General features: G+C 67.9%; 9 protein-coding genes. 3 read left to right on the forward strand and 6 right to left on the reverse strand.

Features of this window, described 5'->3' with window-relative positions:
• The 4 genes from JMF86_RS14055 to JMF86_RS14070 form a co-directional block, all read right to left on the reverse strand.
• Positions 1 to 750 (reverse strand): SIS domain-containing protein (locus tag JMF86_RS14055; protein WP_201317017.1); only part of this gene is annotated, 750 nt, incomplete at its 3' end.
• Positions 743 to 1846 (reverse strand): N-acetylglucosamine-6-phosphate deacetylase, encoded by a 1104-nt coding sequence (gene nagA / locus JMF86_RS14060; RefSeq protein ID WP_011546262.1) that lies wholly within the window; start codon positions 1844 to 1846, stop codon positions 743 to 745. The genes JMF86_RS14055 and nagA, both read right to left, overlap by 8 nt.
• Positions 1847 to 1968: 122 nt before the next feature.
• On the reverse strand, positions 1969 to 2703 hold the full coding sequence (locus JMF86_RS14065; protein WP_201317011.1) for a GntR family transcriptional regulator: 735 nt from the start codon (positions 2701 to 2703) through the stop codon (positions 1969 to 1971).
• A 301-nt stretch (positions 2704 to 3004) separates the two neighbouring features.
• A complete protein-coding gene (locus JMF86_RS14070; RefSeq protein ID WP_201317012.1) occupies positions 3005 to 3916 on the reverse strand; it encodes a LysR family transcriptional regulator in 912 nt (303 codons plus the stop codon).
• Positions 3917 to 4099: 183 nt separating this feature from the next.
• Between JMF86_RS14070 and JMF86_RS14075 the strand changes: the two genes are divergently transcribed.
• The 3 genes from JMF86_RS14075 to JMF86_RS14085 are packed head-to-tail and all read left to right on the forward strand — an operon-like array spanning position 4100 to position 9983.
• The gene (locus JMF86_RS14075; RefSeq protein WP_201317013.1) at positions 4100 to 7546 is read left to right on the forward strand and encodes a molybdopterin-dependent oxidoreductase; all 3447 of its coding nucleotides are present in this window, start codon (positions 4100 to 4102) and stop codon (positions 7544 to 7546) included.
• 24 nt (positions 7547 to 7570) lie between these two features.
• Positions 7571 to 8506, forward strand: a complete 936-nt coding sequence (locus tag JMF86_RS14080) for an ornithine cyclodeaminase family protein (RefSeq protein WP_201317014.1) — start codon at positions 7571 to 7573, stop codon at positions 8504 to 8506.
• Between the two features lie 25 nt (positions 8507 to 8531).
• A complete protein-coding gene (locus JMF86_RS14085; RefSeq protein WP_236593013.1) occupies positions 8532 to 9983 on the forward strand; it encodes a short-chain fatty acid transporter in 1452 nt (483 codons plus the stop codon).
• 133 nt (positions 9984 to 10116) lie between these two features.
• Here JMF86_RS14085 and JMF86_RS14090 read toward each other — a convergent pair whose 3' ends face one another.
• Complete coding sequence (locus tag JMF86_RS14090) at positions 10117 to 13332, reverse strand: error-prone DNA polymerase (RefSeq protein WP_201317015.1); 3216 nt, start codon at positions 13330 to 13332, stop codon at positions 10117 to 10119.
• Positions 13333 to 13338: 6 nt separating this feature from the next.
• The coding region (locus tag JMF86_RS14095) for a DNA polymerase Y family protein (protein WP_201317016.1) at positions 13339 to 14396 on the reverse strand (1058 nt) is incomplete at its 5' end.

A 14396-nucleotide genomic window follows, 5' to 3' on the forward strand; every position in this document is an offset into this window, starting at 1 on the left:
CACGAGCAGCGGATAGTCGCGGTCGATCAGTTCCATCGGGCCGTGGCGGACTTCGGCGCTCGAGAACGCCTCGGCCTGGATGCCGGACGTTTCCTTCAGCTTCAGCGCGGCTTCCTGCGCGATCGCGAGGCCCAGCCCGCGGCCGATCACGATCATCCGTTCGACGCCCGCGAGCGCCGCGACGGCCGGCGACCAGTCGAGCCGGCCGGCCTGCGCGAGCACGTCGGGCAGGCCGCGCAATGCGGTGATCAGCGCGGCGTCGCGCTGCCAGTACGCGACGATCTGCGCGGAAGCCGACAGCATCGCGATATAGCTCTTGGTCGCGGCGACCGACAGTTCGGGGCCGGCCAGCAGCGGCAACTGGTGCTCGCACGCATCGGCGAGCGGCGACGGCAGCACGTTCACGGCGGCGACGGTACGCGCGCCGGCTTCGCGCAGCGCGGCCATCGTGTTGACGAGATCGGGGCTCTTGCCCGACTGGGAGAACGCGAGCGCGAGCTGGTCCTGCACCTTCAGCGGCGCCTGCTGCAGCGTCGCGACCGACATCGGCAGCGACGCGACGGGCACGCCGAGGCGGCTCATCGTCAGGCTCGCGAAATAGCTGGCGGCGTGATCCGAGCTGCCGCGCGCGACCGTCAGCGCGACGGCCGGCGGGTGATCGAGCAATTGGCCGGCGAGCGCTTCGACGCGCGTGGTGTCGGCGATCTGCGCGGCGACGACCTGGGCGGACTCGCGCGCTTCCTTAAGCATATTCGACAATCGATTCTCCTTCGACATAGGTCGCGGTGAGGTTCAGGTCGCGATCGAACACCGCGAGGTCGGCCCAGGCGCCGCGCTCGAGGCGGCCGCGATCTGCGACGCCGAGGTAGTCGGCCGCGTAGCGCGACATCCGGTTCGACACGTCGGCGATCGGCAGGCCGAGCGACACGAGGTTGCGCAGCGCCTGGTCCATCGTCAGCGTGCTGCCGGCGAGCGTGCCGTCGGCGAGCCGCACGCCGCCGAGGCACTTCGTCACGTGCTGGCTGCCGAGTCGGTATTCACCGTCGGGCATGCCGGTGGCGGACGTGCTGTCGGTCACGACGTACAGGCGCGGAATCGCGCGCAGCGCCGCCCGGATCGCACCCGGGTGGACGTGCAGCAGGTCAGGGATGATTTCCGCGTATTCGGCGTGCGCGAGCGCCGCGCCGACGAGGCCCGGGTTGCGGTGATGCAGCGGCGACATCGCGTTGAACAGGTGCGTGAAACCGCATGCGCCGTGCTTGAGCGCGGCGACCGCATCGTCATAGGTCGCGAGCGAGTGGCCGAGCTGCACGCGTACGCCGCGCGCGGCCATCTCGCCGATGATCTCGATGTGGCCCGTGATTTCCGGCGCAAGCGTGACGACGCGAATCGGCGCGATCGACAGGTACTTCAGCACCTCGTCGAGCACGGCCGACACGGCCGCGTCGGGCTGCGCGCCGAGCTTGCCCGGGTTGATGTACGGGCCTTCGAGATGCACGCCCAGCACGCGCGCGCCGCCCGGCGTGCGGTTCCGCGCGACGGTGCCGAGGTTCGCGACGACTTCCATCAGCTCGTCGCGCGGCGCGGTCATCGTCGTCGCGAGCAGGCTCGTCGTGCCGAATTGCGCGTGCGTGCGGACGATCGTCTCGATCGCGTCGCCGCCTTCCATCACGTCTGCGCCGCCGCCGCCATGCACGTGCAGGTCGATGAAGCCGGGCAGGATGTACGGCGCGTCGTTCGTCGCGGGATCGACGGGCGTGCCGTCGAGCGTGGTGATGCGGCCGTTCTCGCTATCGAGCGAACCGTGAATCCAGCCGTCGGGGGTGAGGATGTTGCCAGTCAGCATGACGTTCTCTTGATGATCGGGTGACGCGAGCGTCCGCGTCGTGATGTGCCAATCCGTTGCGATTCATTGCGCGCGATTGCGTTCCATCGCGATCGCGCGGGATGCGCGGGCAGTCTCGCGCGTCAGCGTTTCAGTTCGGCGACGAAGTCGTAGTAGTCGTCGCGGCAATACGTTTCGGTCACTTCGATCGCACGCTGGTCGGCGCCGTAGCCGACGCGCGTGATCACCAGCAATGCCGAGCCCGGCTTCACCGCCATCCATTTCACGATCGCGTGCGTGGCATTCGCCGCGCGAAAGTGCTGCAGCGCGCGCACGACGGTCATGCCGCGCGTATCGAGGTATTCGTACAGCGACGCGCCGAGCGCCTGCGGATCGGGCACCACCGCGGCCGGCAGCGTCGAATGCTCGACGGCCATCACGATGCCGTCCGCGCGGCGCAGCCGTTCGAGCCGCGCCACCGTCGCGCCGGGCGCGAGGCCGAGATGCGTGAGCTCGTCACGGCTCGCGGCGCGCAGTGTGCGCGACAGCCACACCGAATCGGGCACGAAGCCGCGCTGCTGCATCTTCGCGGTGAAGCCGACGAGCCGCGACAGCGGATCGGCGACGCGCGGCGTGATGAAGCTGCCCGCACCGCGCGCCCGCTTGATCAGGCCCTGCTCGACCAGCAGCGCGAGCGCACGACGCGCGGTGATCCGCGACACGCCGACCGACCCCGACAGCAGCCGCTCCGACGGCAGCGCCTCGCCGGCCCGCCACGCGCCGGCGTGGATCGCGCTCGCCAGATTGCGGGCGAGCTGCAGATAGAGCGGCGTGTCGTCGAGGGGGTCGGGCGCCAGTTCGGACCAGCCGGTTTCCATGTGCCTCCGGGTGTCGGACGACGATCCGTGACCGTCGAAAGTGAACGCATTATATAACCACCATAATACCAGTCAACGAACTGGTATTAGCGCTGCGAAAATCGCCGAAAGCCTTGCGCGGCAAGCGTTTTAGCGCCGGCAAAGCCTTTGTTTACAACGCAGTGCGGGATAGGGATTTACCCGAAGTGGTATGCAAAGGGACGGGTCGAAGGAGGGATTTGCCGCGTTTCCGGGCATCGAAAGCAGACCAGGATAGAACCACTTTGGGCAACTGGTATGCATCCCTGGCAAGGCCGACGCACTAGCCGGCCGTCTTTCTCCACGACCGGAACAGCTCCAGCAGCGCGCGGCACGGCGCCGACGTCGCGCCGCCCCGCCGCCATACCGCGCCGACGTCCATCGTCGGCACCGTCACGCTGAGATTGCGGCGGCTGATCCGGTTGCCTTCCAGCGACCACGGCCGATAAACGAGATCCGAGAGGATCGTCACCCCGTGCCCGAGCGCGACGAGGCTTCTCACCGCTTCGATCGACTTGCTCTGCATCCAGACGTTCGGCGCGACGCCGTAGCTGCCCCAGTACTTGCCGACGGTGCGCAGGTGCTCGTCCATGTCGAGCAGCAGATAGTTCTCGCGCGCGACGTCCTCGAGGGTGACGCGGCGGGCGTCCTGCAGCGGATGCCCCGGATGGGTCCACAGCCGGCGCGGCGAACGCAGAATCGTCTCGTATTTCAGGTCGCCGACTTCCGCGGTATTCGACACCAGCAGCAGCGCGATATCGAGGCGATCGTCGATCAGCATCGTCTCGATCGTTTCGCGTTCGCTTTCGACGATGCTCACGCCGAGGTTGCCGAAGCGCTGGGAAATGGCGGACATCAGCGACGGCATCAGATAGGTCGAGATGGTTTCGGTCATCCCGATCCGGACATGCCCGGCGATCTGCTCCGGGTCCTCCTGGGCGGCCACGACCGCGCGATCGATCGACATCGTCGCGTGCTGGACGTGACGCAGGAACCGCTCGCCGGCCGGCGTCAGGCGCACGCCTTTCGGATGACGCAGCAGCAGCGTGACGCCCACCGCCTCCTCGAGGTTCTTCAACGCGATCGTCATCGACGATTGCGACACCGAACAAAGATTGGCCGATTTCGAAATTTGCCCCGTATCGGCAACCGACACGAAGTATTCGATCTGGCGCAGGGTGATGTGCGTATTCACGGGAAAAGGTCCGGGAAGGCCGGGCAGCTCCGGATCAGCACTGCCTCGGAGGCCCGAACGGTACAACGGATCGAGGGATGCGATATTGATTCAATATATACCGGACCATCGAAAGGATGAATTTGTCATGGCCGCCGTCGCTTCCTAGCATGGTCGCAAACATGAACCGGACGATGCCAGACGATGGAGACGCAGGAAAAGAAGGGCTATTGCACGTTGTGCCGGTCGCGATGCGGCACGATCAACGTCGTGCATGGCGACATGATGATCAAGGTCCGGCCCGACGATACGCACCCGACCGGCCACGCGATGTGCATGAAGGGAAAAGCGGCGCCCGAACTCGTGCATAGCCCGAACCGCGTGCTGTACCCGATGCGGCGCACGCAACCGAAGGACGCCGCCGACCCCGGCTGGCAACGCATCGGCTGGGACGAAGCGCTGGCCGAGATCGCCGGGCGTCTCGCGTATTTCAAGCGGGAAAACGGCGCCGAGTCGGTCGCGTTCGGCGTGACCACGCCCAGCGGCACGCCGATGAGCGACAGCATCGACTGGGTCGAGCGATTCGTCTGGTCGTTCGGGAGCCCGAATATTTGCTACGCGACCGAGATCTGCAACTGGCACAAGGACAGCGCGCATGCGTTCACGTTCGGCTGCGGCATACCCGGCGCGGACTACCGGCATGCCGGGCTCATCGTGCTGTGGGGCAACAATCCCGCCAACACCTGGCTCGCGCAGGCCGATGCGATCGCGAAAGGCCGCCGCAACGGCGCCCGGCTGATCGTCGTCGATCCGCGGCCGACCGCGCTCGCGCGGGAAGCCGACCTGTGGCTGCGCGTCCAGCCCGGCACCGACGGCGCGCTCGCGATGGCGATCGCGCGGCAGATGATCGCGACCGGCAACGTCGACGATGCATTCGTGCTGGAATGGACCAACGGCCCGCTGCTCGTGCGGGCCGACACCGGCCGGTTCCTGCGCGAGCGGGATCTCGACGGCGAGGCGTCCGACAACCGCTACGTGGTGTGGAACGAGACGCTCGATCGGCTGGAACTCGCCGGCGGGGAAACCGCGACCCGGCCCGCCGACCTGTCGATGACCGGCGTGCGCCGCGTCGCGATCCGCGATGCGGCGGGCCGCTGCATGGAAGTCGACTGCACGCCGGCCTTCGACCTCTATGCGAAGGCGCTCGACGCCTATACGCCGGAACAGGCGGCCGCGATCACCGGCGTCGCCGCAGCCGACATCGTGAAGGCCGCCGACATGCTGCGCCCGCACCAGGCGATCGCCTATCACGCGTGGTCCGGCGTCGGCATGCACACCAACGCCACGCAAACCGAGCGCGCCATCGCGACGTTGTATGCGTTGACGGGTGCGTTCGACACGCGCGGCTCGAACCGCGAATGGACGAAGCAGCCGGCCAACGCGGTCAGCAGCTACGCGATGCTGAACCCGCAGCAACGCGCGAAAGCGCTCGGCCTCGCGGAGCGGCCGCTCGGCCCGCCGGCGCAAGGCTGGGTCACGGCACGCGACGTCTATCGCGCGATCCTCGACGGCGAACCGTACCGCGTGCGCGCGCTGTTCGCGTTCGGCACGAACATGGTGATGTCGCAGGCGGACGGCGGCCTCGCGCACGAGGCGCTTTGCGCGCTCGATTTCCATGTCCACTGCGATCTGTTCGAGACGCCGTCGTCACGCTATGCGGACATCCTGCTGCCGGTGAACACGCCGTGGGAGCGCGAAGGGCTGCGGCTCGGCTTCGAGATCGACGAGCGCGCGGTCGAACTTGTGCAGTTGCGGCAGCGCATGGTGCCGCCGCGAGGCGAGAGCCGCGCCGATTACGACATCGTCTTCGAGCTGGCCGTGCGGCTCGGGATGCAGGACGCGTTCTTCGGCGGCAGCATCGAGGCCGGCTGGAATCACGTGCTCGAACCGCTCGGGCTGGACGTCGCATCGCTGCGCGCCCATCCGGAAGGTATCGTCAGGCCGTTGCCGCAGCGCGAGCGGCAATACGCGGCGGCGACGCCCGACGGCATGCGCGGTTTCAACACCGAGACGCGGCGCGTCGAACTGTATTCCGAGAAACTGCATCGTCACGGCTACCCGCCCGTGCCGCAGTACGTGCCGCCGCGGCATGGCGACGATGCACGCGCGGACAACCCCCGCCGCTTTCCGTACACGCTGACGTCGACGAAGAACGGCTACTACTGCCACAGCCAGCATCGCGGCCTGCCGAGCCTGCGGCGCCGCGCGCCGTACCCGGTGGCGGAACTCAACGATGCACTGGCGGCGGAGCACGGCATCGTCGACGGCGACTGGTGCGTGATCGAAACGACGAACGGCGCGGCGCGCTTCAAGGCGCGCGTCGTACCGGAACTGGCGCGCAACGTGATCGTGGCCGAGTACGGCTGGTGGCAGGCCTGCGACGAGGTCGGCCTCGATGCGCTCGCCGTGGGCGGCCGCGACAACAGCAATTTCAACCCGCTCGTGTCGGCCGCGCAACTCGATCCGGTCAGCGGCTCGTCGCCGCTGCGGTCCTTGCGCTGCCGCATCCGGCGCGACCCGTCGGTCGATCCGGCACGCCGCCCGTGGCAAGGCCTGCGGGATTTCGTCGTGTCCGCGATACGCGAGGAAGCGAGCGGCGTACGCACCGTCACGTTTCGGGCCGCGGACGGCGGCGCGCTGCCGGACTATTTGCCCGGTCAGCACGTGACGCTGCATATCCCGTCGCTCGGCGACGGCGGGACGACGCGTGCCTACTCGCTGACGGGCGCCGCCCGCGAGGACGATCGCCGCACGTACACCATCTCGGTACGGCACCAGAAAGGTCAGACGCGCGACGGCACCGCGTTCGAAGGTGCGATGTCGTCCTACATTCACGGCGTGCTCGAGGTCGGCGATCCGGTGTTGCTCGGTGCGCCCGGCGGCACGTTCGTCGTGCCGCCGGCATCGCGGCAGCCGGTCGTGATGTTCGCGGGCGGCATCGGCATCACGCCGTTCATTTCGTATCTCGAATCGATTCGCGATCTGGCGGACCGCGCGCCGGAATCGCGGCTCTTCTATGCCAACCTGAACAGCAGCACGCACGCGTTCCGCGACCGCATCGAGACGTTGAAGCAGCGCCTGCCGACGCTCGACGTCGTCAACTGCTACAACCAGCCGCGCGACGAGATACCGGGGCGCGACTTTCAGCTGCACGGCTACCTGTCGGCCGACGTGGTCGCCGACGACCTGATCCGGCGGCGCGCGCGGTTTTACCTGTGCGGCCCCGAACCGATGATGGAGGCGATCACGGCGGGGCTGATCGCGCGCGGCGTCCCGCCGTTCGACATCTTCAAGGAAGCGTTCAGGTCCCCGTCCCGGCCGACGCTCGACCCGTCGAAGCAATACGCGGTGCAGTTCACGCGGTCGCGCCGCACGGCCACCTGGACACCCGGCGACGGCAGCCTGCTGTCGTTCGCGGAAAGCCTCGGCATCGCGTTGCCGAGCGGTTGCCGGGTCGGACAGTGCGAGAGCTGCGCGGTCAAGGTCGTCTCCGGCGAAGTCACGCATCTGAGCGGACAGGGGCCGGACGAAGCCGACTTGTGCCTCGCCTGCCAGGCCATTCCGGCAACCGACATCAGCATCGATGCATAACCCCCGTTCGAGGAAAGGTTCACCATGAAACATTTCGACGCCGTCGCGACCCGCGACGCGCTGGATTTCGACTCGCTGGTCGCGCGCCTGCGGCAAGCATTCGTCGACGGCTGCCACGTGCCGCTGCGGCATTCGCACGTCGTCCATGCCGGCAGCGCGGACGAAGGCACGGTGCTCATCATGCCCGCGTGGCAAGACCACGGGTATCTGGGCATCAAGACGGTCAACATCTTTCCCGGCAATGCGGAACACGGCCTGCCCGGCTTGCACTCGACCTACGTGCTCTACGACGGGCGAACGGGCCGCCCGCTCGCGCAACTGGACGGCAACGAAATCACGTCGCGCCGCACCGCGGCGGCGTCGGCGCTGGCTGCCACCTATCTGGCCCGGCCCGACGCATCGCGCCTCGTGCTGCTGGGCGCCGGCCGGGTCGGCAGCCTCGTGCCGCTCGCGTATCGCAGCCAGTTGCCGATCTCGCACGTCGAGGTCTGGGACAAGGACCGCGAAGCGGTGGCGCGACTGGTCGACCGGCTGACCCGCGACGGTTTCGATGCAACGCCCGTCACGCATCTCGAGGAGAGCGTCCGGCGTGCCGACGTCGTCACCTGCGCGACGCTCGCGACGGAGCCGATCGTCCGCGGCGAGTGGCTCGCACCGGGCTCGCATCTGGACCTGATCGGCAGCTTCACGCCGCGCATGCGCGAAGCGGACGACGACTGCTTCCGGCACGCGGAGATTTACGTCGACACGGACGAGGCCGCGCAAAAATCCGGCGACCTGCTGGGCCCGCTGGCGCGCAACGTCATTGCGCCCGAGCACCTGAGCCGGACCCTGACGGCGCTGTGCCGGGGCGACGCGCAGGGCCGCACGAACGACCTGCAGCGCACCGTGTTCAAGGCCGTCGGCACCGCGCTGGAGGATCTGGCCGCGGCCATTCAAATCCATGAAAAAGCGAATTGAACCCGTGACGGGCAAGGAGATCGAGATGAAAGAGCTGATGGACGTGCAGCGCGGCGACGCGCCGGCGGCGGACCGCGAAGGTGCGCTGGAACGAATGGCTGCGGGCATGGCGCGCTGGTCGGAGAAGTGGTTCCCGGACGCCTATATCTTCGCCGCGCTCGCGGTGATCATCGTGGCGGCGGGTGCCTTGGCGGTCGGGGCGCCGGTCACGCGGGTCGGCGTGGCGTTCGGCGACGGCTTCTGGAGCCTCATCCCGTTCACGATGCAGATGGCGATCGTCGCGATCTCGGGTTATGTCGTCGCGGTGTCCCCGCCCGCGTCGCGGCTGATCGATGCGCTTGCGCGCGTGCCCGCGTCCGGGCGCGCCGCGGTGACGTTCGTCGCGCTCGTCAGCATCGTCGCGTCGCTGTTCAACTGGGCGATCAGCCTGATCTTCAGCGGCCTGCTGGTGCGTGCGCTCGCGCGCCGCACCGATCTGCGGATGGATTACCGCGCGGCCGGCGCGGCCGCTTATCTCGGCATGGGCGCGACGTGGGCGCTGGGTTTGAGTTCGTCCGCGTCGCAATTGCAGGCGAATCCGGACAGCCTGCCCAAGGCGCTGCTCGCGATCTCCGGCGTCATCCCGTTCACCGAGACGATCTTTCTCCCGCAGTCGATGCTGATGGCCGCGGTGCTGACCGTCGCGTCGCTGCTGATCGCGTATCTGTCCGCGCCGAACGACGCGCGGGCGAAGACCGCGACGGCGCTCGGCATTGCACTCGACGAAAGCCATGCCACGCTCGCGCGCCCGAGCCGCCCGGGCGACTGGCTCGAATACAGCCCGCTCGTCACCATCGTGATCGTGGCGATCGGCGCGATCTGGGCGTGGCACGAGTTCACGACGAAAAATCCGCTGATCGCGATCTCGAACCTGAACACGTACAACTTCCTGTTCCTGCTGCTGGGCATGCTGCTGAACTGGCGACCGCGGCGCTTCCTCAATGCCGTCGCGCGGTCGGTGCCGTCGGTCGCGGGCGTGCTGATCCAGTTTCCGCTGTACGGCGGGATCGCGTACATCCTGACCAAGGCGGCCGCGCCCACCGGGCTGCCGCTGTCCGATCACCTCGCCCACTTCTTCGTCGCGATGTCGTCGCATGCGTCGTTCCCCGCGGTGATGGGCGTGTATTCGGCCGTGCTCGGGTTCTTCGTGCCGTCCGGCGGCGGCAAGTGGATCATCGAGGCGCCGTACGTGATCGAGGCGGCCAAACTGCTGCAGGTTCATCTGGGCTGGGCCGTGACGGTCTACAACGCGGCCGAGGCGTTGCCGAACCTGATCAATCCGTTCTGGATGCTGCCGCTGCTCGGCGTGCTCGGCTTGCGGGCGCGCGACATCGTCGGCTTCACGTTCACGCAACTGGTCGTGCATCTGCCGCTCGTGATCTTCATGCTGTGGGCGCTCGCCGGTACGCTCGCTTACCATCCGCCGGTGGTGCCGTAAGCGTATGGGGGGCGGCTTGCGGTCTTGAGTGGTAGTGCGGTGACAGTGACGGTGGCCGTGCCGTGCCGTGCCGTGCGGCATCGTACCCGTCGCGCCCATCGTGCCGCGCGCGTGCCGGCGGTGCATGCCGGCCTTAGTGGAATTCGCGGCTCGACGTGCGCAGGCCACCGAGCAGCGGCGTCAGATCCTCGAAATGCTGCGCGACGAGGTGCCGCACGTCGCTCACGACCTGCCACACGCCGGACGCCGCAAGCAGCCGCGAATCGAGCGTTTCGCGGCGCTGCCGCGCGAGCAGTTCGGGCCGGACGATCACGTTCACGCAGCCCGTTTCGTCCTCGAGCGTCATGAACATCACGCCCTTCGCGGTGCCCGGCATCTGTCGCGCGATCACGAGCCCGCATGCGCGTGCGAGCCGGCCATCGGGACGCTCGCGCAACTCGGCCGCCGACGACAGCCGCTGCGCGCGCAAGGCCGGCCGCAGCAGCGCGACCGGGTGGCGGTTCAGCGTGAGGCCGGTGGTGTGATAGTCGGCGAGGATGTCGTCGGCTTCCGACGGCGCGCCGAGCGCGGGCTGCTCCACCTCGTCGATCGGCGCGGCGGCGAGCAGGTCGCGCTCCGGCGCCGCGGCGACGGCCTGCCACAGCGCATCGCGGCGATGGCCGGCGAGCGTCGCGAGCGCATTCGCGGCGGCAAGCACCTCGAGATCGCGGCGTTCGAGCTGCGCGCGACGGGCGAGGCTGTCGACGCTATCGAACGGGCCGGCGGTACGAGCGGCTTCGATGCGCCGCGCGGCGGCTTCGCTCAGGCCGCGCACGAGCGACAGGCCGAGCCGCACGGCCGGTTGACCATGCGGGGGCGGCTGATCGGGCAGTGCTTCGAGCGACGCTTCCCAACCGCTTTGCGTGACGTCGATCGGCAGCACCTTCACGCGATGACGCTTCGCGTCCTGCACGAGCTGCGACGGCGGGTAGAACCCCATCGGCTGGCTGTTCAGCAGCGCGGCGAGGAAGATCGCGGGTTCGTGGCATTTGAGCCAGCTGCTCGCGTACGCGAGTTTCGCGAAGCTGGCGGCGTGGCTCTCGGGGAAACCGTATTCGCCGAAGCCCTTGATCTGTTCGAAGATCTGCTCGGCGAATTCGCGCGTGTAGTTGCGTTCGAGCATCCCGCTGATGATCTTGTCCTGATATTTCTCGAGATTGCCCTTGCGCTTCCACGCGGCCATCGCGCGGCGCAAGTCATCCGCTTCGCCGGGTGTAAAACCGGCCGCAACGATCGCGATCTGCATCACCTGCTCCTGGAAGATCGGCACACCCAGCGTGCGAACGAGCACTTCCTTGAGCGCGTCGCTCGGATACGTGACCTCCCCCTTCTCTTCGCCGGCCACGATCCTGCGCCGCTTCAAATACGGATGCACCGCGCCGCCTTGAATCGGACCGGGCCGCACGATCGACACCTGGACGACGAGATCGTAGTAGTTGCGCGGCCTCAACCGCGGCAACATCGACATCTGCGCGCGCGATTCGATCTGGAACACGCCGACGGTATCGGCACGGCAGATCATGTCGTAGGTTGCCTTGTCATCCTGCGGAATGTGTTTCAGCGTGAATGGCTTGCCGTCCTTCGCTGGCCCGCGCCACGCGGTGCGCAGGTCGAACGCGCGATGCAGCGCCGACAGCATGCCGAGCGCGAGCACGTCGACCTTCATCAGCCCGAGCGCTTCGAGATCGTCCTTGTCCCACTGAATCACGCGCCGCCCGTCCATCGCCGCATTTTCGACCGGCACGAGCCGCGTGAGCTTGCCGCGGCTGATCACGAAGCCGCCCGAATGCTGCGACAGGTGGCGCGGAAAGTTGAGCAGGCGCCCCGCCAGTTCGGCCCATGTCTGAATGATCGGCGTCGCCGGATCGAGCCCGGTCGACGCGAATTGCTGCAGCAGATCGCGGCTGCCGTCGAACCAGCGATGGCCCTTCGCGACGCGATCCACCAGCATCGGATCGACGCCGAGCGCCTTGCCGGTTTCACGCAGCACGCCGCGCGGGCGATACGTCGAAACGGCGGCCGCGAGTGCTGCGCGATCCTTGCCGTATTTTTCGTAGATGTGCTGGATCACCTCTTCCCGGCGCTGATGCTCGAAGTCGACGTCGATATCCGGCGGCTCGCCGCGTTCCTCGCTGATGAAACGCTCGAACAGCATCGTGCTTTGCTCGGGATTCACTTCGGTGATACCGAGGCAGTAGCAGACCACCGAGTTCGCGGCCGAACCCCGCCCTTGGCACAAGATGTTCTGACTGCGCGCGTATTTGACGATGTCGTAGACGGTCAGGAAGAACGGTTCGTAACTCAACCGGGCGATCAGGTCGAGTTCATGGCGGATCTGCTTGTCGACCTTCTCCGGAATGCCGTTCGGATAACGATCGGCCGCGCCCGCGAAGGTTTCCTGTTCCAGATAGCGCGTCGGCGTGAGTCCCTTCGGCACGATCTCGTCGGGATACTCGTAGCGCAGCTTGCCGAGATCGAAATCGCACGCGTCTAGAATCGCGCAGGTTTCGCCAATCTCTTCCGCCGAAAACAACTTCGCGATCCGCCCGCGCGAACGCAAATGCTGCTCCGCATTCGGCGCGAGCGCATAGCCGCACTCGGCCACCGGCATCCCGACACGAATCGCCGTCATCACGTCCTGCAGCGGCTTGCACGAGCGCACGTGCATCGTCACGTCGCCGAGCGCGACGAGTCGCACGCCGCGCCGTTTGCCGGCCGCACGAATCTCGTCGCGCTGCACGCCGTCGAGCGCGCGCTGCAACTGCACGAGCCCGAGCCGCGCACGCTCGCCGAACGTCGCGCGAAACCACGCGACCTGCGCATCGAGCACGTCCGCCCGCACCGGATACGTCGGCACGAGAATCGCGAAGCAGTCGGGCATCCCGCGCAGGTGTGCAAACTTCGCTGGCGGCGCCGACAGCACCCGCGACGTCAGCTTGTACGTCCCCTTCGGAGCCTCCATCCGCCGCCATGAAATCAGCTCGGACAGATTGCCGTACCCTTCGCGGTTCTGCGCGAGCAACACGAGCCCGAACGCACCGGGGCCCGGGTCGTGGCCGGGTGCGACTTCATCCGGCGTGACGTCGAAATACGAACCGATGACGAGCGGCAGCCCTTTCTCTTTAGCGGCGACATGCATGCGCGGCGCGCCGGCGAGCGAGCATTCGTCGGTGATCGCGATCCCGCGATAGCCGAGTTCGTCGGCGCGCTCGACCAGTTCTTCCGCATGCGATGCGCCATGCAGGAACGAAAAATTCGAGCGGCAGAACAACTCCGCGTAATCGGGCAGCAAGCTGAATTCCGCAACCATCTTCGTTCACCCGAACAGGCCGTGCAGGAACCAGCGCGGCGCAGCCTGACTGCTCGTCCGCTCCCTGAACACCCAATAGCACGCGCCCTCTTCATCCTGCGCGACGTGGTAATCGCGTGCAGCGAGTTGCCCGTCGAACCACCCGGCTTCGATCCGCTCGGCCGACGACATCATCCGGAGCGGCGTATGAAATACCGGCCGCTCGCCGCGCATCAGCAACGGCAGCGGCTCGGCCAGCAGCCACGCGGGACGCGGCGGCGCGGCGGGTGAAACAGCAGCGGGCTTGCCGGCCTGCGCATCGAGCGGTAGCCAACGGTTCGCGGCTTCGGGCCGGTAATCGGCGACAGGCGCCGCGCGCAGCACGTTGTCCGCGCCCAGCCGTGCGACCAGCAGTTCGAACAACCGCTCGCGCGTCTCGCGCGTACCGCCCGGCTCGGGAAAAAGATCGTCGGCCGGCGGCGCGACCGATTCGACGCGCGTGGCCTTCAACCGCACCGCGATCACCGCGGCCGGCAACTCGACGCGCGCGAGCCGCTCGCCCAGCAGCCGCATGAAATGCGCTTCGTCGCGCACGGGCGCGGCGAACGCGAGCTCGAGCGGGGTCGGCGGCACGGCCTGGCGGCCGCGCTCGTGCTCGAGATCGAAGGTCATCGCGGCCAGCGACAGTTGCCGCGCGGCCAGCCAGCCGCACAGCTGCACGACGAGCCGCCGCGCGGCGAACAGCACGGCTTCCGCGTATTCGACGCGCTCCGGCAATTCGAGCCGCACGTCGAACACGGGCGGCACCGCCATCCATGCGAGCGGCTCGACCGCTTCGCCGTACGCCCGATCGAGCGCGGCCAGCAGCGCGGGACCGCAGCGCCGCTGCAGCCCCGCGCGCGGCAGCCGGCGCAGATCGGCGAGCGTGCGGCAGCCGAGGCCGTCGAACCAGCCCGCATACGGACGCGCATCGGGCAGCAGCACGCACGGCAACCGGTCGAGCGTGCGGACGAGCGAGCCCTGGCGCGCGACGCGGCGCCGGATGCGTGCCCGCGCCGACGTGCGCGCGAGCAGCCACGCGCCGC

Origin of the sequence: Burkholderia sp. E168m15 (assembly GCF_016586105.1) — a bacterium.
GTDB classification, from domain to species: Bacteria; Pseudomonadota; Gammaproteobacteria; order Burkholderiales; family Burkholderiaceae; genus Burkholderia; species Burkholderia orbicola.

Bases quoted from the DNA above. Each gene is read 5' to 3' on its own strand.
- JMF86_RS14085 (WP_236593013.1), top strand. From the start codon at position 8,532: ATGAAAGAGCTGATGGACGTGCAGCGCGGCGACGCGCCGGCGGCGGAC.
- JMF86_RS14065 (WP_201317011.1), bottom strand. From the start codon at position 2,703: ATGGAAACCGGCTGGTCCGAACTGGCGCCCGACCCCCTCGACGACACG.
- JMF86_RS14080 (WP_201317014.1), top strand. From the start codon at position 7,571: ATGAAACATTTCGACGCCGTCGCGACCCGCGACGCGCTGGATTTCGAC.
- nagA (WP_011546262.1), bottom strand. From the start codon at position 1,846: ATGCTGACTGGCAACATCCTCACCCCCGACGGCTGGATTCACGGTTCG.
- JMF86_RS14075 (WP_201317013.1), top strand. From the start codon at position 4,100: ATGGAGACGCAGGAAAAGAAGGGCTATTGCACGTTGTGCCGGTCGCGA.
- JMF86_RS14090 (WP_201317015.1), bottom strand. From the start codon at position 13,332: ATGGTTGCGGAATTCAGCTTGCTGCCCGATTACGCGGAGTTGTTCTGC.